Source organism: Micromonospora sp. NBC_00330, from assembly GCF_036136635.1.
Classification (GTDB): domain Bacteria; phylum Actinomycetota; class Actinomycetes; order Mycobacteriales; family Micromonosporaceae; genus Micromonospora; species Micromonospora salmantinae.
In genome coordinates, this window is sequence record NZ_CP108012.1 from 6,832,058 (window position 1) to 6,851,195 (window position 19,138).

Here is a 19,138-nt window from a genome sequence, read left to right on the forward strand (position 1 = left end):
CCGGCACCACCGACGCCGGGTCCGCTGCTGCGGCCCGGCCCCGGTGGTGCGGTCCGGGCCACCCGGGCTTCGTCGCCCGGGTGGCCCGCACCATGGTCAGCTCAGTTGGCTGCTTCGATCTTGACGAGGTTGACCCGCTGGAACAGGTCCATCTCCACGTTCTTGACCTTGGACGAGTGGCCGAACACGTTCTCGCCGAAGCGGAGCGGGATCACCGGCATGTCCTTGGCCAGGATGTCCTCCGCCTGCTGGTACTTGGCGATCGCCTCGTCCTGCGTCTTGGCGGCGGAACCCTCCTTGACCAGCTTGTCGAACTCCGGGTTGCTGTAGCCGTAGTAGTTCGACGAGCCGTTCGTGCTGTACAGCGGGCCGAGGTAGTCCTCCATGGTCGGGTAGTCCATGACCCAACCCATCCGGAACGCACCCACCGGCGTCTTCTTCTCGACCTTGGTCAGCAGGTCGGCGAACTTCGGCTCGGCCGAACCGACCGCGTCCACGCCCAGGTTGGCCTTGAGCTGGTTGACAGTGGCGTCGACCCAGTCCTTGTGCCCGCCGTCGCCGTTGTACGAGATGACGATCTTCGACGGACCGCCGGCGGCCTGGTAGAGCTTCTTGGCCTCGGTCGGGTTGAACTCGCCGGCCTTGCCCGCGGTGTTCTCCCGGTAGCCCGGGAGGACCGGCGAGACGAAGGAACGAGCCGACGTCTGCGAACCCTTGAAGACCGACTTGGTGATCTCGTCACGGTCGATCGCCATCGAGATGGCCTTACGCACGTCCGGGCTGCTGTAGTCCTTGTCGAACGTCGGGAACGCGAGGAACTGGAACGACGACATCGGGCTGGTCTTGTACCGGTCGCCCAGGTCGCTCGGCGCGGTGCTCAGGCTCTCGGTCGGGATCGTCGGCAGCACGTCCAGGTTGTCCGCCAGGACGTCCGCGTAGGCCGCGGTGAGCTGCTGGTAGATCCGGAACTCGATGTTCTTGACCTTGGGCTTGTCGCCCGGGTACGCGTCGTAGCGCTCGACGTCGATCTTGCTGTCGTGCTGCCAGGCGCCCTTCATCTTGAAGGGGCCCTGCCCGATCGGCGCCTGCTCGTAGGAGTCCTTGAGCACGCCCGGAGCCGAGAACGCGGCGTCCGGCATCGGGTAGAACGCGTTGTAGCCCAGCGTCGTCTTGAAGTCGATGTACGGCTCGGAGAGCGTCGCGGTGAAGGTGAGGTCGTCGACCTTCTTCAGACCGGACATCTCCTTGGCCTTCGGCGCCTTGCCCTGGAGGTCGGCGTAACCAGCGATCTTCTCGAAGAAGAAGTTGCTGTCCTGGCCGTTCGGGGCGTACGCGCCGTAGTTCCACGCGTTGATGTAGTCCTCGGACGTGACCTTCTCACCGTTGTGGAAGGTGAAGCCGTCCTTGAGCTTGATCGTCCAGACCTTGTTGTCCGACGAGGTGATCGACTGCGCGGCGACCTCGTACGGCTTGTTCTGGGCGTCGTAGTCGACGAGCGGGCTGAACAGGCCGGCGAGCACCTGCGACCCGGACGTCTCGGTGGTGTTCGTGGGAACCAGGTGCTTCGGCTCGGCGATCTGGATGCTGACCACCGAACTGTCGCTGCCACCGGATCCACCGTCTCCGCCGCTGCCGCAGGCCGCGAGGCCCAGCGTCACCGCGAGCGGGAGGGCGGTCCAGGCGGCGAGTCTACGAACTCGCATTGAGCCTCCTCATCTCCTCACGCTGCGCAGTCAGGCCCGACGCTGGGTTACGCTGCGCAACAAGCGGTAACGGTAGGTCGGTGACGGGCCTTCGACAACGACGCGGTTGCGGGTGGGTAACGGTCCGGGGTTGCCCATCTTGTCGGGGGCGAGTGAATCTGCTAGACCAAATCGGGTTTATCGACGTTGACCTGCGGAAATCGTGACAGTCGACGGCGTGTTTGGTTCCGCCTAGCCGCCTCGGTGGCGTCTGCGGTGGCCGTCCCGTCTCGGTCGTGCCGGCCCCGCCTGTCTGGTTCGACAGTGATCGAATCCACAGATTGTCACCGAAAGTGACTAGCGACACCTCACACACGGTGACTCCAGTGGTTGTCCCCCCACCGTGGCCCGGCCCGCCGACGGCCGCCCCAGCGCAGTTGGCGGCGGACGGCCCGAGCGAGGTCGTCTGATCCGCGGGCGGTGGCCGTGAGACGATCTGGTCGTGACGGCGACGCTTCTGGACGGCAAGGCAACCGCGGCGGAGATCAAGGACGAGCTGCGCATCCGGGTGAAGGCACTCGCGGAACGCGGGATCATCCCCGGGCTCGGCACGGTCCTGGTCGGGGCGGACCCGGGCAGCCAGGCGTACGTCAACGGCAAGCACCGCGACTGCGCCGAGGTGGGCATCGCCTCGATCCGCCGCGAACTGCCGGCCGACGCCACCCAACAGCAGGTCGACGACGTACTGGCCGAGCTGAACGCCGACCCGGCGTGCCACGGCTACATCGTTCAACTGCCGCTGCCGGCGCACCTGGACACCCAGCGGGTGCTGGAGTTGATCGACCCGGACAAGGACGCCGACGGCCTGCACCCGGTCAACCTGGGTCGGCTCGTGCTCGGCTACGACGGTCCGCTGCCGTGCACGCCACGCGGCATCGTCGAGCTGCTCCGCCGGCACGACGTGGCGCTGCGCGGGGCCACCGTCGCGGTGGTCGGTCGTGGCAACACTGTTGGTCGACCGCTCGGCCTGCTACTCACCAGGCGCAGCGAGAACGCCACTGTCACCCTGTGCCACACCGGCACCCTCGACCTCGCCTCGCATACCCGGGCCGCCGACATCGTCATCGTCGCGGCCGGCGTACCGGGTCTGCTCACCGCCGACATGATCAACCCGGGCGCGGTGGTGGTGGACGTCGGCATCACCCGCGTGATCGGCGCGGACGGCAAGGGCCGCTACACCGGCGACGTGGACCCGGAGGTGGCCGAGACGGCCGGCGCCCTGGTCCCCATGCCCGGCGGCGTGGGCCCGATGACCCGGGCCATGCTGCTCACCAACGTCGTCGAGCGCGCCGAGCGCGGCTGACCCACGCATCGGTGGCGCCGAACCAGGACGGCGGTGACGTTCGCCCCATCCCGGCGATGGCCGCCGCCCCTGGCCTGATCGGTGCCAGGATGACTGATACGGTCCGGAAAACCGACTGGTATCAGGGAGTGGGACGACCATGGGTAAGAAGGTCACTGTCGTCGGGGCTGGCTTCTACGGCTCCACCACCGCACAGCGCCTGGCCGAGTACGACGTCTTCGACACCGTAGTGATCACTGACATCGTGGAGGGCAAGCCCGCGGGCCTCGCGCTCGACCTCAACCAGTCCCGGGCCATCGAGGGCTTCGAGACCAAGGTGGTCGGCGTGACCACCGGCCCCAATGGTGAGGGCTACGAGAGCATCGAGGGCTCCGACGTCGTCGTGATCACCGCTGGTCTGCCGCGCAAGCCCGGCATGAGCCGGATGGACCTGCTGGAGACCAACGCCAAGATCGTCCGCCAGGTCGCCGAGAACGTCGCCAAGTACGCCCCGAACGCCGTCGTCATCGTGGTCTCCAACCCGCTGGACGAGATGACCGCGCTGGCCCAGCTCGCCACCCAGTTCCCGAAGAACCGGGTGCTCGGCCAGGCCGGCATGCTCGACACCGCCCGGTTCAGCAACTTCGTCGCCGAGGCGCTGAACGTGCCGGTGGCCTCGGTACGCACGCTGACCCTGGGCTCGCACGGCGACACCATGGTCCCGGTGCCGTCGAAGAGCACCGTCAACGGCAAGCCGCTGCGCGACGCCATGCCGGCCGAGCAGATCGAGGAACTGGTCGTCAAGACCCGCAACGGTGGCGCCGAGGTGGTCGCGCTGCTCAAGACCGGGTCGGCCTACTACGCCCCGTCCGCCGCCGCGGCCCGGATGGCGAAGGCCGTCGCGGAGGACTCCGGCGAGGTCATGCCGGTCTGCGCCTGGGTTGACGGCGAGTACGGCATCTCCGGTGTCTACCTGGGTGTCGAGGCCGAGATCGGCGCCGAGGGCGTCAAGCGGGTCGTCGAGACCGACCTGGACGCCGACGAGCGCGCCAGCCTCCTGGAGGCTGCCGAGGCCGTCCGCGCCAAGCAGGGCGACATCTCCAGCATGTAGTTCCCCCGAACCACAGCACCAGCGAAGGGCGCGCCGGCAAACCCGGCGCGCCCTTCGCCGTCCCCGCCCTCAACGGGGGTGGGGGGTGAAGGGGGTGCCGAGGTGGGGGGTGGCCAGGACGGTGGGGGAGTGGGTGCGCAGGGCGGTCAGCCGGGAGGTGCGGGCCAGTTCCGGGTCTTCCTCGTGGGCGTACGCCAGGTCGGAGTCGACGAGTTGCACCACGTGCACCAGCAGGTCCCCGGTGAGCAGCATCCGTTCGTCGGCCGAGGTCAGGAGCACCGACTGGTGGCCGGGCGTGTGGCCCGGGGTGGGCAGCAGACGTACCGCTGGGGTGAGGGCGGTCTCGCCGTCGACCACCCGGAGCTGGCCGGCGGCGCGCAGGGGCGCGATGAGGCCGGCCGGAAGCCCGGGGTTGAGCGTCTCCGCCGCGTCGAGTTCGGCGCGCTGCAGCAGGTAGCTCGCGTTCGGGAAGTACGGCTGCCCCGGCGTGCCGGTGACCGCCCAGCCGATGTGGTCGCTGTGCAGGTGGGTCAGGACGACGGTGTCGACATCGGCGGGGTCGATGCCCGCGGCGGCCAGCTCGGCGGGCATCCGCCCCGGAACGGGCGCCCAGCTCGCGGCGGGTGCGTCGGCTGGGCCGATCCCGGCGTCGACCAGCGTGACCGGCCCGTCGCCGGCCCGGATCGCGAAGCTGCGAAACGGCAGCCACCACCGCCCGTCGGCGGTCACCGAGCTGGGGTCACGCCGGTCGGCCTCCGCCCAGTGCGTCGCCGTGGCCTGCGGAAACGCCTCCGCGCGGGGCTGAAAGAAGGCACCCTCACCGTCGGTGAGTGCGGTGACCGTGATAGACCCGAGGGTGCGGTTCAGTGGCATCGGACGATGATTCCAGGGCATTCCTGTTCCGCGCAGCCCGGTTCCGCCGGCCGGTCGAGGCCGGCTGGGGGCTGCCGGCCCAATTGCAGTACGCTCGTACTGCTTGAGCACGTGTCCCCCGAGAGGAGCGCCGGCCGATGGCGAAGATCAAGGTAAACAACCCGGTCGTAGAACTCGACGGCGACGAGATGACCCGGATCATCTGGAAGCAGATCCGGGAGCAGCTGATCCTGCCCTACCTCGACGTCGACCTGCACTACTACGACCTGTCGATCCAGCACCGCGACGAGACCGACGACCAGGTCACGATCGACGCCGCCAACGCCATCAAGGAGCACGGCGTCGGCGTCAAGTGCGCGACCATCACCCCGGACGAGGCCCGGGTCGAGGAGTTCGGCCTGAAGAAGATGTGGCGGTCGCCGAACGGCACCATCCGCAACATCCTCGGCGGCGTCGTCTTCCGTGAGCCGATCATCATGTCCAACGTGCCGCGGCTGGTCCCCGGCTGGACCAAGCCGATCATCATCGGCCGGCACGCCCACGGTGACCAGTACAAGGCCACCGACTTCGTCGTCCCCGGCCCGGGCACGGTGACCATCACCTACACCCCGGCCGACGGCGGCGCGCCGATGGAGATGGAGGTCGCCAACTTCCCCGGCGGCGGCATCGCCATGGGCATGTACAACTACGACGAGTCGATCCGGGACTTCGCCCGGGCGTCGTTCCGGTACGGACTGGACCGCAACTACCCGGTCTACCTGTCCACCAAGAACACCATCCTCAAGGCGTACGACGGCCGGTTCAAGGACATCTTCGCCGAGGTGTTCGAGACCGAGTTCAAGGCCGAGTTCGCCGCCGCCGGCATCACCTACGAGCACCGGCTCATCGACGACATGGTCGCCGCCGCGCTCAAGTGGGAGGGCGGCTACGTCTGGGCCTGCAAGAACTACGACGGTGACGTGCAGTCCGACACCGTCGCGCAGGGCTTCGGCTCGCTGGGTCTGATGACCTCCGTCCTGCTCTCCCCGGACGGCCGGACCGTCGAGGCCGAGGCCGCGCACGGCACTGTCACCCGGCACTACCGGCAGTACCAGAAGGGCGAGAAGACCTCGACCAACCCGATCGCGTCGATCTACGCCTGGACCCGGGGCCTGGCCCACCGGGGCAAGCTGGACGGCACCCCGGCGGTCACCGAGTTCGCCAACACCCTGGAGCAGGTCATCGTCGACACCGTCGAGGGTGGCCAGATGACCAAGGACCTCGCGCTGCTCATCTCGCGCGACGCCCCGTGGCTGACCACCGACGAGTTCATGAACGCGCTCGACGAGAACCTGGCCCGCAAGATCGCTGCCTGATCCAGGCGTACCGCGTCATCGGAGCCCGCCGGCACCCCTGCCGGCGGGCTTCGGCGTGTCCGGCGCCGCCGCGCCGATCGGCGTCACTGCGACCGGCGCGCCTCGTTGACCAGGATGGACGAGATGCCAGTCGCGTCCAGGAAGGTTGACCACGGTCGACCCGCGGCACCCGTGCGCCGATCAGCCAGCCTTCCCGGCTGTGCCGTGCACAGCCAGCCGTCCCTTCCCTGCGGGGGGCCCTGTCCCGGGCCCCCCGCGCCCTGTTTCCCGCCAAACTCAAGCCACGCGCACAGCAGGGCTGATGCGAGGCCGTTCCCCGAGGCCAGGTTGGTGCAGAGCACGACGGTGCCGGCCGGCGGACACTTCTGAGAGCGTGATGTCTGTGAGTCATCGTGATGACTCACAGACATCACGCTTCCTGCCGTGTGGGGTGGGAGGTCGGGCCGCGCTCACGGCCGTGCCGAACGTCCGCGAGCCCGAACGCCCGCCAGCCCGAACGTATGAGGTTGGCGGCCGGGGCGTTCAGGCGGCGCGCAGCAGGTCGGCGGCGCGTTCCGGAGCGATGTCGTTGATGAAGACGCCCATCCCGGACTCGGAGCCCGCCAGGTATTTCAGCTTGTCAGTGGCCCGCCGGATGCTGAAAAGCTGTAGGTGCAGGTGGCCCAGCTCGCGGTCGACCCGCACGGGAGCCTGGTGCCAGGCCGAGATGTACGGCATCGGCATGTCGAACAGGCCGTCGAAGCGGCGCAGCAGATCCAGGTAGAGCGGCCCGAAGGCGTCCCGCTCGCTGTCGCTGAGCGCCGGGATGTCCGGCACCACGCGGTGCGGCGCGACGTGCACCTCGAACGGCCAGCGGGCGGCTGCCGGGACGAACGCCGTCCAGTGTTCGTTCTCGGTGACCACCCGGTCACCGGTGGCGCGCTCGGCGGCCAGCACGTCCGCGTACAGGTTGCCCCCGCCGGTCCGCTCGGCGTGCCGGCGCGCCGCGGCCAGCAGCGCGCGGGTGCGCGGCGTCACGAAGGGGTACGCGTAGATCTGGCCGTGCGGATGGTGCAGCGTGACACCGATTTCGACGCCCCGGTTCTCGAAGCAGAAGATCTGCTCGACGCCGGGCAGCGCGCCGAGCACCTCGGTGCGGTCGGCGAGGGCGTCCAGCACGGTGCGGACCCGGCGCGGGGGGAGGCTGGCGAAGGAGGCGTTGTGATCCGACGTGAAGCAGACCACCTCGCACCGGCCGAGGCCCGGCCGGACCGGTGTGAACGGGGTGATCTCCCCGGGCTCCTCGGCCACCCGACCGCTCAGCGACGGAAACCGGTTCTCGAAGACCACCACGTCGTAGTCGGATGCGGGGATCTCGGTCAGCCGGTCGCCCACCGACGGGTCGAGAGGGCACTCGTTCGCCGGCGGGAGGAAGATGCGGGTCTGCCGGTGCACGGCGACCGCCACCCACTCGTCGGTCAACGGGTCGTAGCGCAGCTGCGACGCGGGGGGAGGCGGCGGCAGGTCCCGGCGGTCCGGCTGGTCGCGGACCGCGTCGTCGCGCTCGTCGAAGTAGATCAGCTCCCGGCCGTCGGCCAGGTCGATCGCGGTGCGCTTCACGGCGCCGTCCCCTCGGTTGTCGGCGTGCGCGTCGCGCGGCCCGCCCCTGTTGCCTTGACCATGATCAGTTCGCCCACCTGTTCGCCGAGTACCCGTCGTGCGGGTGGAGGCAACCGGTCGTCGCTGACCAGTACGTGGGCCGCCGCCAACCCGACGATCGAGGAGATGCCGACAGTGCCCCACTTGGTGTGGTCGGCGAGCACCACCAACTGGTCCGCCGCCGCCACGAGCGCCCGGTCGGTCTCCGCCTCCATCAGGTTCGGGGTGGTGAAGCCGGCCCGCTCGGTGATGCCGTGGACGCCCAGGAAGAGCAGATCCAGGTGCAGTGACCGGACAGCCCCGACCGCGAGCGGGCCGACGAGCGCGTCCGACGGTGTGCGTACGCCGCCGGTGAGCACCACCGTCTGGTCCGGGCGGCCACCGGCGTGCATGATCTCGGCCACCGGCAGCGAGTTGGTGACGACGGTCAGCTCGGGCACGTCCACCAGCCGGCGGGCCAGCTCGGCCGTCGTGGTGCCTGCGGAGAGCGCTACCGCAGCTCCTGGTCGGACCAGCTGAGCCGCCCGGTCGGCGATGGCGGCCTTCTCCGGCAGTTGGCGGACCGACTTGGCGCGGAAGCCCGGCTCGTCGGTCGAGCTTGGCCCGGTCGTGGTGGCGCCGCCGTGCACCTTGGCCAGCAGACCGCGCTCGTGCAGCGCATCGAGGTCACGCCGGACGGTCATGTCGGACACGCCGAACTCGCCTGCCAACTCGCTGACCCGTACGCCGCCGGTCGAGCGGACCCGCTCCAGGATGGCCGCCTGCCGCTGCTGAGCGAGCATCCGCCGTGCCTCCCCGGACGTCCACGTACCCTCACGCGGTCAAACGTGTTCCAACAAAGATGAACACTAGCGCGTGCCGCTCAGCGGTGGAAGGAACGGGTACGGCGACGCCTCAGGCGGTGGCGATCTTCAGCTCCACCCAGCCGGTCTCGGTCAGATGGTGCAGCACTGCCTGCACCGCGTCCGCCACGCTCACGTCGGTGGTGTCGAGCACCAGATCGGCGTCGGTCGGCTCCTCGTACGGGTCGTCGATGCCGGTCATCCCGGTGAGCAGGCCGGCTCGCGCTCGCGCGTACAGGCCCTTGCGGTCCCGCCGCTCGCACACCTCCAGCGGGGTGGCCACGTGCACCAGCACAAAACCCGATCCGGCGGCGAGGGCCATCTCCCGGGCGGTGGCCCGGGCCGCCGCGTACGGGGCGATCGGACAGCAGATGCCCACCCCACGGTGCCGGGCGATCTCGGCGGCCACCCAGCCGATCCGCCGGACGTTGAGATCCCGGTCGGTCTTGCTGAAGCTCAACCCGGCGGAGAGTTCCCGGCGCACCACGTCCCCGTCGAGCAGGGTCACAGTGCGGTCGCCGCTCTCCCGTAACGCGTCCGCCAGCCCTCGGGCGATCGTCGACTTGCCGGAGCCGGAGAGGCCGGTCAGGAAGACCACCAGCCCTCGCTGCCGACGCGGCGGCCGGGCCCGGGCCAACTCCCGTGCCACAGCGGGCGGGGTGTGCCACTCCGGCAGCGGGAAGCCCCGGTCGAGCAGGTCGTCGATCTCCGGTTGGGTCAGCGCGAGCCGGCGGTTGCGCGGTGGGATGTCCTCCCGCCAACGCCACTGCCCGTCCCGGTTGTCGTAGGCGAGTTCGCGCGGCACCAGCACCCGCAGCCCGGCGCCGGAGAGCATCTCCCCGGTGGAGAGCAGGTGGGTGACCCCGTACGCGGCCGAGACCCGGGCGCGCAGCAACGCGTCGCTGATCTCCTCGCGTCGGTGCGACAGCGGCACCGCGATCAGGGTCGCGGGTGGCATCCGGTCCCGCGCGGCGAAGATCGTACGGACCAGTGCCTCCGGCGGGAGCCCGTCCGCGCCGCCCTCGCCGACCGGGATCATCACGAGCAGATGAGCGGCCAGGGTGCGGGCAGCGTGGGCGATCTGGGCGAGCTGTGGACGGTGCAGCGGCCGGTCGGCGATCACGCCGAGCACCCGGCCCGGGGGCAGTAGCGCGCGGACCTCCTCCGGGTTACGCCGCAGTCGCTGGAACGGACCGTGCCCACCGTCGCCCAGCCGCCGAACCTGGCCGCCCACTCCCGCCACGCCCTCGCGGACCGGCCAGACGTCGGCCACGTCCAGGGCGGCCACCGGGGCGCCCTCCCCGTCGGTCAGCACGAGCGCCCGGCGAGCCGGGTCGCGCGGATCGAAGCTCTGCGCCAGTGCGGCCGGCACCTGGAGAACGACAGCGACCTGCCACGGTGTGCCGTCGGCCAGCCGGGCCCGTCGGCTGACCGAGACCAGGTCGGCGCGGGTCATGAAACCGGTCAGAGGGGCGTACGCGCCGGTCAGCAGCAGCTCCAGATCCGCGAGCTCACCGGGACGTGGCGTGTACGCCGGTGCGTCCCGCAGCACCTCGTCGGGCAGCACCCAGCCGTTGCTCATCCACACCCCCCACTCGCTGACCGGCACACAGTTTCGCAGCCGACCGCCCATCGGTCGAGGGCGCCACTCCAAGACCCTCGCGGGCGGATCAGCGCTTGATCCGTCGGCCTACCGCCGACCGCACCCGGTTCCACACCTTCCGCTCGTCGCGGATCCGAGGTCGCGAGCCGTCGGCCCGGCAGATGAACACCAGAGGCAGTCGCGCGTCCTCGGTCCAGCCCACGTTGGTGATCCGGGCCTTGAGCTGCCAGCTTCCCCTGGTCCGGCCGCCGTTGAGGGCGGCGAAGTCGATCGTGGCGGTGGCCCGGTGCACCAGGTGGACGGTGTCCGCTCCGGTCGTACCGGTGATCCGCTCGGTCTGGAAGGTGTTCGGAAGGAAGATCTCGGCACCGGTCTCCCGGTGGCGGGCCACCAGGTCCAGGCGGGCCTTGCGCACCTGCGCGGTGGCGTCGAGCACCTCGGCGGTGACCTCCTCCATCGGGAGCATCAGCACGTCGCGGCCATCGTCGGCGCGGAACCCGACCGGCTGGTCCGCGGCGCGCAGCTCGGCGGCGACGGTCACAGTGACGGCGTGGTCGACACGTTGGATCTCATCGACAGTGCCGTGTGCGGCGATGCCCGCCTCCCAGCGGGCAAGTTTGCGCAGGTCCGCGACGCGCCCCTGCTCCGCCAGGTACGCCACGGCTCGCAGCAGGGGCGGCAGACCACCGGCGACGCCCGGGGCGAAGCGCTCCTGGATGATCTTCTGGATCTCCAGCGCGACCTGCTCCAGCCACGCCTCGCGGGCGTTCAGCAGGCGCTTGCCACGCAGCCGGCTGAGCATCTCGTTGCGCAGCCAGCGCCGGTGCAGCCGGTCGCGCAGCGGACCCGGCTCGGTGTTTGCGTCCACGACGTCCAGCGCCTCCCGCACGCTGGCGAAGTAGCTCGCCGGGTCCAGCTCGCTCGCGGTGACGTTGCGCGCGTCGCCCCGCTGGACGTGGTGGTAGCAGACGTAGTCGGACAGCACTGAGGTGCGTCGGGACAGGAAGTAGGCCCGGATGACCAGCGAGTGGTCCTCCAGCCGACGCTTGCCGCCCTCCGGGAACCGCAGACCATGCTCGTCGAGGAACGAGCGCCGGAACAACTTGTGACAGGTCAGGCTGTCGACCAGGGGGGAGTTGTCGAGGGTGGCGTCGAAGCGGTTCTTGCGGAACAGCTCCCGCGGCACGGGGCGTCCGTACCCGGCCATCTTCCCCACCACGATGTCGGCGTCGTTCGCCTTCGCGCAGGCGTAGAGCCGCTCCAGTGCCTCGTCGGCGAACCAGTCGTCGTCGTCGGCGAAGAAGACGTACTCGCCGCGGGCGTGGTCGACGCCGAGGTTGCGCGGACGCGACGGCCAGCCGGAGTTCTCGATGTGCAGCACAGTGATGTGCGGGTGCTCGGCGGCCAGCCGGTCCAGCCGCTTCGCGGTGTCGTCGGTCGAGCCGTCGTCGACGAAGATGGCTTCGAACTCGTCGGCGGGCAGTGACTGGCGCAGCAGCGAGGCAGCGAGCTTCTCGATGTGTGGGCCGCAGTTGTACGCCGGCACCACGACGCTCACCTTGGGGACGCCCACCTCGGCCATCAGGATCCCTCCCGCGTCGTCGGTCGATCACCGGGCGGGTCGATGCCTGGTGAACGGGAGGTGAATGGTGTCACCCTGGACGGGTCTTTCCCAAGGCGGGGTCGGGTCGAACGCGGGACCGGCGGAAACGTCGCGGGGGCCCTCAGCGGGGACCTTAGGGGTCCGGTGGGGAAAGGATCAGGGGAGTGCCGGGGGCGTGCCGGTGTCCCTGCTGGGCATCGACTCCCTACGCTGGGCGCGTGACACTGATCGCGACCCAGTCGCTCACCAAGACGTACGGAGGTCGGGTCACCGCGCTGGCTGACCTCACCGTCGCCGTCGAGCCCGGGATCATCGGCCTGGTGGGCGCGAACGGCGCCGGAAAATCCACGTTGATCAAGATCCTGCTCGGCCTGATCGCACCAACCAGCGGTCAGGTCTCGGTGCTCGGCATCGACCCGACCGCAGACCCGGCGGCTGTCCGCAACCGGGTCGGCTACATGCCGGAACACGACTGCCTCCCACCGGACCTGTCCGCCGCCGAACTGGTCACCCACCTTGGTCGAATGAGCGGCCTTCCCCGCACCGCGGCTCGCGAGCGGGCCTCGGAGGCGCTGCGGCACGTGGGGCTCTACGAGGAGCGCTATCGCCCGGTCGGTGGCTACTCGACCGGCATGAAACAGCGCGTCAAGCTGGCCCAGGCGCTGGTGCACGACCCCGACCTGCTGTTGCTGGACGAACCGACGAACGGCCTGGACCCGGCCGGCCGTGACGCCATGCTGGCCCTGGTACACCGGATCGGCACCGAGTTCGGCATCTCCGTGCTGGTCTGTTCGCACCTGCTCGGCGAGGTGGAGCGGATCTGCGACACGTTGATCGCCATCGACGGCGGCAAACTGCTGCGTGCTGACAACATCTCCGCGATGACCACGGCCACCGATGTGCTCGCCGTGGAGGTCAGCGAGGGCATCGAGGAGCTGGCCGCCCGACTCGCCGAGCTGAAACTGCCTGTCGCCCGGGACGGGCGACTGCTCCTCGTGCCGCTCGCCGACGACGGCACCTACGACCTGATCCTCGGTGCGGTCGCCGAACTGGACCTGCCACTGCACCGACTGGACCAGCGCCGGCACCGGGTGGCCGAACTCTTCGCCACGAGGGAGCTCACTCATGCCTGAGCCGTCCACCGCCGCCGTGCGCACCACGCCGACCGGCGTCATCCACGACATCGGCTACCAACGCTACGAGGGTCCGAGGCTCGGCCGCCGACAGGTCTTCGGCGCGCTCTACCTGCACGGTCTGCGCACCGCGTTCGGCTTCGGCCGCAGCGCCAAGGCCAAGATCTTCCCGTGGCTGGTGGTCGGCATCGTCACCCTGGTCGCGGTGGCCCTGGCCGCGGTACGCAGCCAGATCGGCGAGCCGGTCGCCACGTACGCCCAGTTCGCCGACGCGATGAGCTGGCTGGTCATCTTCTTCGTCGCGGTCGTCGCTCCGGAGTTGGTCTCCCGAGATCTGCGCAGCGGCGTGCTGCCGCTGTACTTCTCCCGGCCGCTGCCGCGCAGCGACTATGCGCTGGCGAAGCTGCTGGCGCTGGTCACCGCCCTCTGGCTGCTGCTCGGCGGGCCGCAGCTGCTGATGTTCCTGGGTGCCGCGTTCACCACCAAGCAGGGCATGCGCGGGGTGTGGAACGAGCTGCTCGACCTGATCCCCGGGCTGCTCTACGCCGGGCTGTGGGCGGTGGTCTTCGCCTCGGTCGGCCTGCTGGTCGCGTCGCTGACCGGCAAGCGCGCCTTCGCCGCCGGTGGGGTGGTGGCGGTCTTCCTGATGACCACCCCGATCGTCGGGGTGCTGAGCATCCTGCCGTCGCGCGCCGCCAACGAGCTGGCCGGGCTCGCCTCGCCCTCCACGCTGGTGCAGGGGGTGGGCATCTGGTCGCTGGGTGACCTGCTGGTCGAGGGCGATCCGGGCGAGATGATGATCGGCGGGTTCGGCCCGGTCTACGCCCTGGCCGCGGTGCTGCTGGTCGCCGGCGCGACCGCCCTCCTGCTGGCCCGCTACCGGAAGGTCGCCTCCTGATGAGCACGCTGAGCCTGACCGGGGTGTCCCGGTGGTACGGCAACGTGGTCGCTGTCAACGACATCAGCATGGCCTTGGGGCCGGGCGTGACCGGGCTGCTCGGCCCGAACGGCGCCGGCAAGACCACCCTGCTGCACATGATGGCCGGTTTCCTGTCCCCGTCACGCGGCACTGTCACGCTCGACGACGAGCCGACCTGGCGCAACCCCGACGTCTATCGGCGGCTGGGGTTGGTCAGCGAGCGGGAGGCGGTGCAGGGCTTCCTCACCGCGTACGAGTTCGTGCATGCCAGCGCGAAGCTGCACCGGCTGCCCGATCCGGCGGCTGCGGCCCGACGGGCGATCGACCTGGTGGAGCTGGAGTCGGCGCAGGACCGCCGGATCGGCACGTACTCCAAGGGCATGCGCCAGCGTGCCCGGGTGGCCGCCGCGCTGGTGCACGACCCGCAGGTGCTGCTGCTCGACGAGCCGTTCAACGGCATGGACCCGCGCCAGCGGCTGCACATGATGCAGCTGCTGCACACCCTGGGTGACGCCGGCCGAACGATCCTGTTCAGCTCGCACATCCTGGAGGAGGTCGAACAGGTCTCCGGAACGGTGCAGGTGATGGTGGCCGGCCGGTTGGCCGCCTCCGGCGACTTCCGGACCATCCGCCGGTTGATGACCAACCGCCCGCACGTCTTCGCGGTGCGCTCCACCGACGACCGGGCGCTGGCCGTCGCGCTGATCGCCGAGGCGTCGGTGAGTGGGGTCGAGTTGGACCAGACCGGCTTGACAGTGCGGGCCGGTGACTACGGCGCGTTCACCCGGGCGCTGCCCCGGATCGCGCTGAACAAAGGCATCCGGGTACGCCAGCTGGTGCCGTCCGACGAGTCCCTGGAGAGTGTCTTCTCCTACCTGGTGGAGGCCTGACATGTCGACAGTTACCTGGATCACCGCGCGCGGGTTGTTCGGCCGACGTCGGTTCCTGCTGCTGCTACCGCTGCCGTTGGTGCTGCTCGGGCTGGCCGTGCTCTGCCGGTCGCTAGGGGTGGACCCGGGCCAGTGGGGGCCGCCGGTGCTGGTCGGCCTCGGGCTGGCCGTGGTGCTGCCGGTGGTTGCGCTGATCATCGGCACGGGCGTGCTGGGCGCCGAGATCGACGACGGCACAGTGGTGCACATCCTGACCAAGCCGCTGCCGCGCTGGCAGATCGTGCTGCCGAAGCTCGCGGTGGCCGCCGGGGTCACCGCGGTGACCGTGGCGGTGCCGCTCTACGTGGCGGGCGTGCTCGCCGATTCGGTACGCCTCGGGCTGGCGCTGGCGGTCGCGGCGGCGCTCGGCGCGCTGGCGTACTCGGCGTTGTTCCTCGCGCTCAGCCTGGTCACCAGACGGCCGGTGCTGCTCGGGCTGGTCTACGTGCTGATCTGGGAGGGGCTGCTGGGCAACTTCGTCAGCGGCACCAAGGTGCTCTCCATCCAGCAGTACGTGATCGCCCTCGCCGACCGGATCGCCCCCACCGGGCTGCTGGAGACCAGCGTGTCGGTGCCGGTGGCGTCGGTGATGACCGCGCTGGTCAGCGTCGGCTTCACAGTGCTCGCCATCGACCGCCTGCGTTCGTTCAGCGTGGCTGGCGAGACGAGCTGACAGCCGTGCGAGACGCTGTTCCGGCCAGCCCCCGCGCGGCGGTAGGGCTGGCCGGATGGACCGGTCGGGCCACCTCGGGCCAGGCTGGTGGGCGTGAGCGTCGAAGCGGAGCGGACGTCGTTGGCTGAGCCATACTCCCGGAGCAGCCGGCCGTGGCTGACCAGCCTGGCCGTCGCCGGGCTGGCCTGTGCCACTGTCGCCACGGCGGCTCAGGGCAGCGGCCAGTTCCACTGGTGGGCGGTGTTCATCCTGATCCCGGCCGCGTTGATCGCGGCCAGCGGTGGGCCGTTGCTGGCTCGCGGCGGCGGCCGGGCCTTCGCCGGGTACATGCTCGCCTGCGTCGGCACGATGGTCTTCGCGGTCGGCGCGCTGCTGATGTTCGGCGTGATGGGGCGAGGTTGGCCGCTCATGGTGGTGCTGCCCTGCCTGGCGGTGTTCGGCACCTACGGCTGGCGAGCGGCCCACCCGCTGGCCCGGGGCCTGCACCGGGCGGTGGCCCTGCTCGCGCTGACCGGAGCGCTGCTCGGTTTGACCCTGCAACTGATCCGGGTGGATCTGATCCACCTGGAGACCGGTTGGTGGGGCGCGTTCCTGATGCTGGCCGGGGCCATCGTGCTGGGCAACGCGGGCGAGCTGACCCGGCACCGGATGCCGTACCGCCTCCAGGCGATCACCCTGCTGGTGGGGCCCGCCGTGATCGCGTTCCTGCTCGGGCTGCGCTTCCTGCGCGGCTGGTGACCCGCCGGTCCGCCGCCGCCCGAGCGGGCGGCGGCGGACCCCGGTCAGAACGCGCAGGCGATGACCAACTCCGGGGTACGGTCCGGGAGCAGGTCGAGTTTGCCGATCCGGCCCGCCGCCCGTAGGTCGTCGGCGACCAGCGTGAGCTGCTCCAACAGCGCCGCCGGGCCGAGCGCCTCCGCCAACGGCACCTCAGCCTTCATCGACAGCTTCCGCTCCGACTTGGCCCGTCGCACCTGGCTCAACGCGTCACCGGCGAGCCGCAGCAGCGCCGGCTCACCCGAGCCCTCGATCGTCCGGGCCACCTCGTAGGTGGTGGGCCACGGCGCCTGGTGCACAGAGCCGTACCGCCACCACGACCAGACCTCCTCGGTCACGTACGGCAGCACCGGGGCGAACAACCGCAGCTGCACCGACAGCGCCGCGGCCAGCGCCGCCCGCGCGGAGTCCGCCGCCGCGCCGGTGCCGTAGGCCCGCTCCTTGACCAGCTCGATGTAGTCGTCGCAGAACCGCCAGAAGAACGCCTCGGTGACCTGCAGGGCCGCCGTGTGGTCGTACGAGTCGAAGGCGGTGCCCGCGGCGGTGACCACGGTGGCCAGCTCGGCGAGCATGGCCCGGTCCAGTGGTGTTGTCGCCGGGGCGCGCAACGCGTCCGCGGCGCCCAGCCCGAGCGCGAACTTGGACGCGTTGAGCAGTTTGGTGGCCAGTCGCCGGCCGACCTTGATCTGCGCCGGGTCGAAGGCCAGATCCATGCCGGGCTTGCCGCTCGCCGCCCAGTAGCGCACCGCGTCCGAGCCGTGCTGCTCCAACAGGGCCAGCGGCGTGACCACGTTCCCCTTGGACTTGGCCATCTTCTTGTGGTCGGGGTCGAGGATCCAGCCGGAGAGCACCGTGTCCCGCCAGGGCAGCACCCCGTGCTCGAAGTGTGAACGGATCACGCTGTCGAAGAGCCAGGTCCGGATGATCTCCTGCCCCTGCGGGCGGAGGTCCATCGGGAAGACCCGGGCGAACAGGTCCGGGTCGGTCTCCCAGCCACCGACGATCTGCGGGGTGACCGAGGACGTGGCCCAGGTGTCCAGCACGTCCGGGTCGCCGATGAAACCGCCGGGTCGGCCGCGTTGCGACTCGTCGTAACCGGGCGCCGGATCGCTGGATGGATCGACCGGCAGCGCGGACTCGTCCGGCGTGAGAGGGTGGGACCAGTCCGGCTCGCCAGTGTCGTCGAGCCGGTACCACACCGGCACCGGCACGCCGAAGAAGCGTTGACGGCTGACCAGCCAGTCCCCGTTGAGGCCGCCCACCCAGTTGTCGTAGCGGTGTTTCATGTGCGCCGGCACCCAGTGCAACTGCTCGCCCCTGGCCAGCAGCGTGGCTCGCAGCGCCTCGTCCCGGCCGCCGTTGCGCAGATACCACTGTCGAGTCGAGACGATCTCCAGTGGCCGGTCGCCGCGTTCGTAGAACTTGACCGGGTGGGTGATCGGGCGCGGCTCGCCGATCAGGTCGCCGGCGTCGGCCAGCATCCCGACGATCTCCCGGCGGGCGCCGTTGACGGTCTGCCCGGCCAGCGCCGCGTACGGCTGCGCCGGCACCCCGTGCGGCGGCTCGGGGAGCAACCGACCGTCCCGGCCGATCACCACCCGGGTGTCCAGCCCCAGCTCACGCCACCAGGTCACGTCGGTCAGGTCACCGAAGGTGCAGACCATCGCGACGCCGGTGCCCTTGCCGGGCTCGGCGAGGGGATGGGCGTACACCGGCACCTCGACGCCGAACAGCGGGCTGCGCACGGTGCCGCCCACCAGGTCGGCGTACCGCTCGTCGTCGGGGTGACAGACCAGCGCCACACACGCCGGCAACAGCTCGGGCCGGGTGGTGTCGATGAGCACCTCCCGCCCGTCGGCAGTGGTGAACCGCAACCGGTGGTAGGCGCCGGGGCGCTCCCGGTCCTCCAACTCCGCCTGGGCGACAGCGGTGGCGAAGCCGACATCCCAGAGGGTCGGCGCCTCCGACTGGTACGCCTCGCCGCGGCGCAGGTTGCGGACGAACGCCCGTTGGCTGGTGGTCCGGGCGATCCGGCCGATCGTCGTGTACGTCAGGGACCAGTCGACCGAGAGCCCGAGCCGCCGCCACAGCGCCTCGAAGGCCTGCTCGTCGGTGACAGTCAGCCGTTCGCACAGCTCGATGAAGTTGCGCCGGGAGATCGGGGTGGGGTCGCGGCGGGCCGCGTCGTCGACCGGAGCCGCCGGTGGCCGCCACACCGGGTCGTACGGCAGCGCCGGATCGCAGCGCACCCCGTACACGTTCTGCGCCCGACGCTCGGTGGGCAGGCCGTTGTCGTCCCAGCCCATGGGGTAGAAGACGGCCTTGCCGCGCATCCGCTGGTACCGCGCGGTGGTGTCGGTGTGCGTGTACGAGAAGACGTGCCCCATGTGCAACTCGCCCGATACGGTCGGCGGCGGGGTGTCGATCGAGAACACGTCGCTCCGCTGCTTCGAGCGGTCGAACGCGTACGTGTCTTCCTCCTGCCAGCGGCGTGCCCAGCTCTCCTCGAGCCCGTCCAGGGTCGGACGCTCGGGAACGCCGGCGCGGGCCGTCCTCGCCGTATCGGTCATCTTGCGATCGTAGGCACCTGCCGGGTGCGGGGCGACGTAGTTGCGGCCGAACACACCGGCCGGCGGTGGTGGCGCGACGGGGCGGCCG

Annotated in this window: 15 protein-coding genes; 8 read left to right on the forward strand and 7 right to left on the reverse strand. The window is 70.4% G+C overall.

The features are described 5' to 3' along the window. Nucleotides 1-101: 101 nt before the first annotated feature. A complete protein-coding gene (locus OG598_RS31220) occupies nt 102-1,703 on the reverse strand; it encodes a peptide ABC transporter substrate-binding protein (protein ID WP_328652184.1) in 1,602 nt (533 codons plus the stop codon). A 481-nt stretch (nt 1,704-2,184) separates the two neighbouring features. Between OG598_RS31220 and OG598_RS31225 the strand changes: the two genes are divergently transcribed. After that, a complete protein-coding gene (locus OG598_RS31225; RefSeq protein ID WP_238644677.1) occupies nt 2,185-3,045 on the forward strand; it encodes a bifunctional methylenetetrahydrofolate dehydrogenase/methenyltetrahydrofolate cyclohydrolase in 861 nt (286 codons plus the stop codon). Nucleotides 3,046-3,184: 139 nt separating this feature from the next. After that, nucleotides 3,185-4,135, forward strand: a complete 951-nt coding sequence (locus OG598_RS31230; RefSeq protein WP_112583765.1) for a malate dehydrogenase — start codon at nt 3,185-3,187, stop codon at nt 4,133-4,135. 69 nt (nt 4,136-4,204) lie between these two features. On the opposite strand, the gene OG598_RS31235 is transcribed toward OG598_RS31230, so the two are convergent. Continuing rightward, the gene (locus OG598_RS31235) at nt 4,205-5,008 is read right to left on the reverse strand and encodes an MBL fold metallo-hydrolase (RefSeq protein ID WP_328652185.1); all 804 of its coding nucleotides are present in this window, start codon (nt 5,006-5,008) and stop codon (nt 4,205-4,207) included. Between the two features lie 137 nt (nt 5,009-5,145). On the opposite strand from OG598_RS31235, the gene OG598_RS31240 reads away from it, so the two are divergent. Then, on the forward strand, nt 5,146-6,363 hold the full coding sequence (locus OG598_RS31240; protein WP_124773753.1) for an NADP-dependent isocitrate dehydrogenase: 1,218 nt from the start codon (nt 5,146-5,148) through the stop codon (nt 6,361-6,363). Nucleotides 6,364-6,885: 522 nt separating this feature from the next. Here the strand turns inward: OG598_RS31240 and galT are convergent. The 4 genes from galT to OG598_RS31260 form a co-directional block, all read right to left on the reverse strand. Continuing rightward, the gene (gene galT / locus OG598_RS31245) at nt 6,886-7,962 is read right to left on the reverse strand and encodes a galactose-1-phosphate uridylyltransferase (RefSeq protein WP_328652186.1); all 1,077 of its coding nucleotides are present in this window, start codon (nt 7,960-7,962) and stop codon (nt 6,886-6,888) included. Next, nucleotides 7,959-8,783, reverse strand: a complete 825-nt coding sequence (locus OG598_RS31250; protein WP_328652187.1) for a DeoR/GlpR family DNA-binding transcription regulator — start codon at nt 8,781-8,783, stop codon at nt 7,959-7,961. The genes galT and OG598_RS31250 overlap by 4 nt, the downstream gene beginning before the upstream one ends. 112 nt (nt 8,784-8,895) lie before the next feature. Further along, nucleotides 8,896-10,425, reverse strand: coding sequence for an adenylyl-sulfate kinase (gene cysC, locus OG598_RS31255; protein ID WP_328652188.1), 1,530 nt, complete (start codon nt 10,423-10,425; stop codon nt 8,896-8,898). An 88-nt stretch (nt 10,426-10,513) separates the two neighbouring features. Next, nucleotides 10,514-12,028: a glycosyltransferase family 2 protein gene (locus tag OG598_RS31260; RefSeq protein WP_328652189.1), complete on the reverse strand. Its 1,515-nt coding sequence runs from the start codon at nt 12,026-12,028 to the stop codon at nt 10,514-10,516. Nucleotides 12,029-12,267: 239 nt separating this feature from the next. Here OG598_RS31260 and OG598_RS31265 point away from each other — a divergent pair, with 239 nt between their 5' ends. The 5 genes from OG598_RS31265 (at nt 12,268) to OG598_RS31285 (ending at nt 16,441) form a co-directional block, all read left to right on the forward strand. After that, nucleotides 12,268-13,182: an ABC transporter ATP-binding protein gene (locus OG598_RS31265; protein ID WP_328652190.1), complete on the forward strand. Its 915-nt coding sequence runs from the start codon at nt 12,268-12,270 to the stop codon at nt 13,180-13,182. Next, nucleotides 13,175-14,080 carry an ABC transporter permease gene (locus tag OG598_RS31270; protein ID WP_328652191.1) on the forward strand — a complete coding sequence of 302 codons (906 nt, stop codon included), beginning with the start codon at nt 13,175-13,177 and terminating at the stop codon, nt 14,078-14,080. Before OG598_RS31265 ends, OG598_RS31270 begins: the two co-directional genes overlap by 8 nt. Further along, the gene (locus OG598_RS31275; RefSeq protein ID WP_328652192.1) at nt 14,080-14,991 is read left to right on the forward strand and encodes an ABC transporter ATP-binding protein; all 912 of its coding nucleotides are present in this window, start codon (nt 14,080-14,082) and stop codon (nt 14,989-14,991) included. Before OG598_RS31270 ends, OG598_RS31275 begins: the two co-directional genes overlap by 1 nt. A gap of 1 nt (nt 14,992) precedes the next feature. Continuing rightward, nucleotides 14,993-15,703 carry an ABC transporter permease subunit gene (locus tag OG598_RS31280; protein WP_112583758.1) on the forward strand — a complete coding sequence of 237 codons (711 nt, stop codon included), beginning with the start codon at nt 14,993-14,995 and terminating at the stop codon, nt 15,701-15,703. A 93-nt stretch (nt 15,704-15,796) separates the two neighbouring features. Next, on the forward strand, nt 15,797-16,441 hold the full coding sequence (locus tag OG598_RS31285) for a hypothetical protein (protein ID WP_328652193.1): 645 nt from the start codon (nt 15,797-15,799) through the stop codon (nt 16,439-16,441). A gap of 44 nt (nt 16,442-16,485) precedes the next feature. Here the strand turns inward: OG598_RS31285 and valS are convergent, their stop codons facing one another. Beyond that, nucleotides 16,486-19,050, reverse strand: coding sequence for a valine--tRNA ligase (gene valS, locus OG598_RS31290; RefSeq protein WP_328652194.1), 2,565 nt, complete (start codon nt 19,048-19,050; stop codon nt 16,486-16,488). Nucleotides 19,051-19,138: the final 88 nt, after the last annotated feature.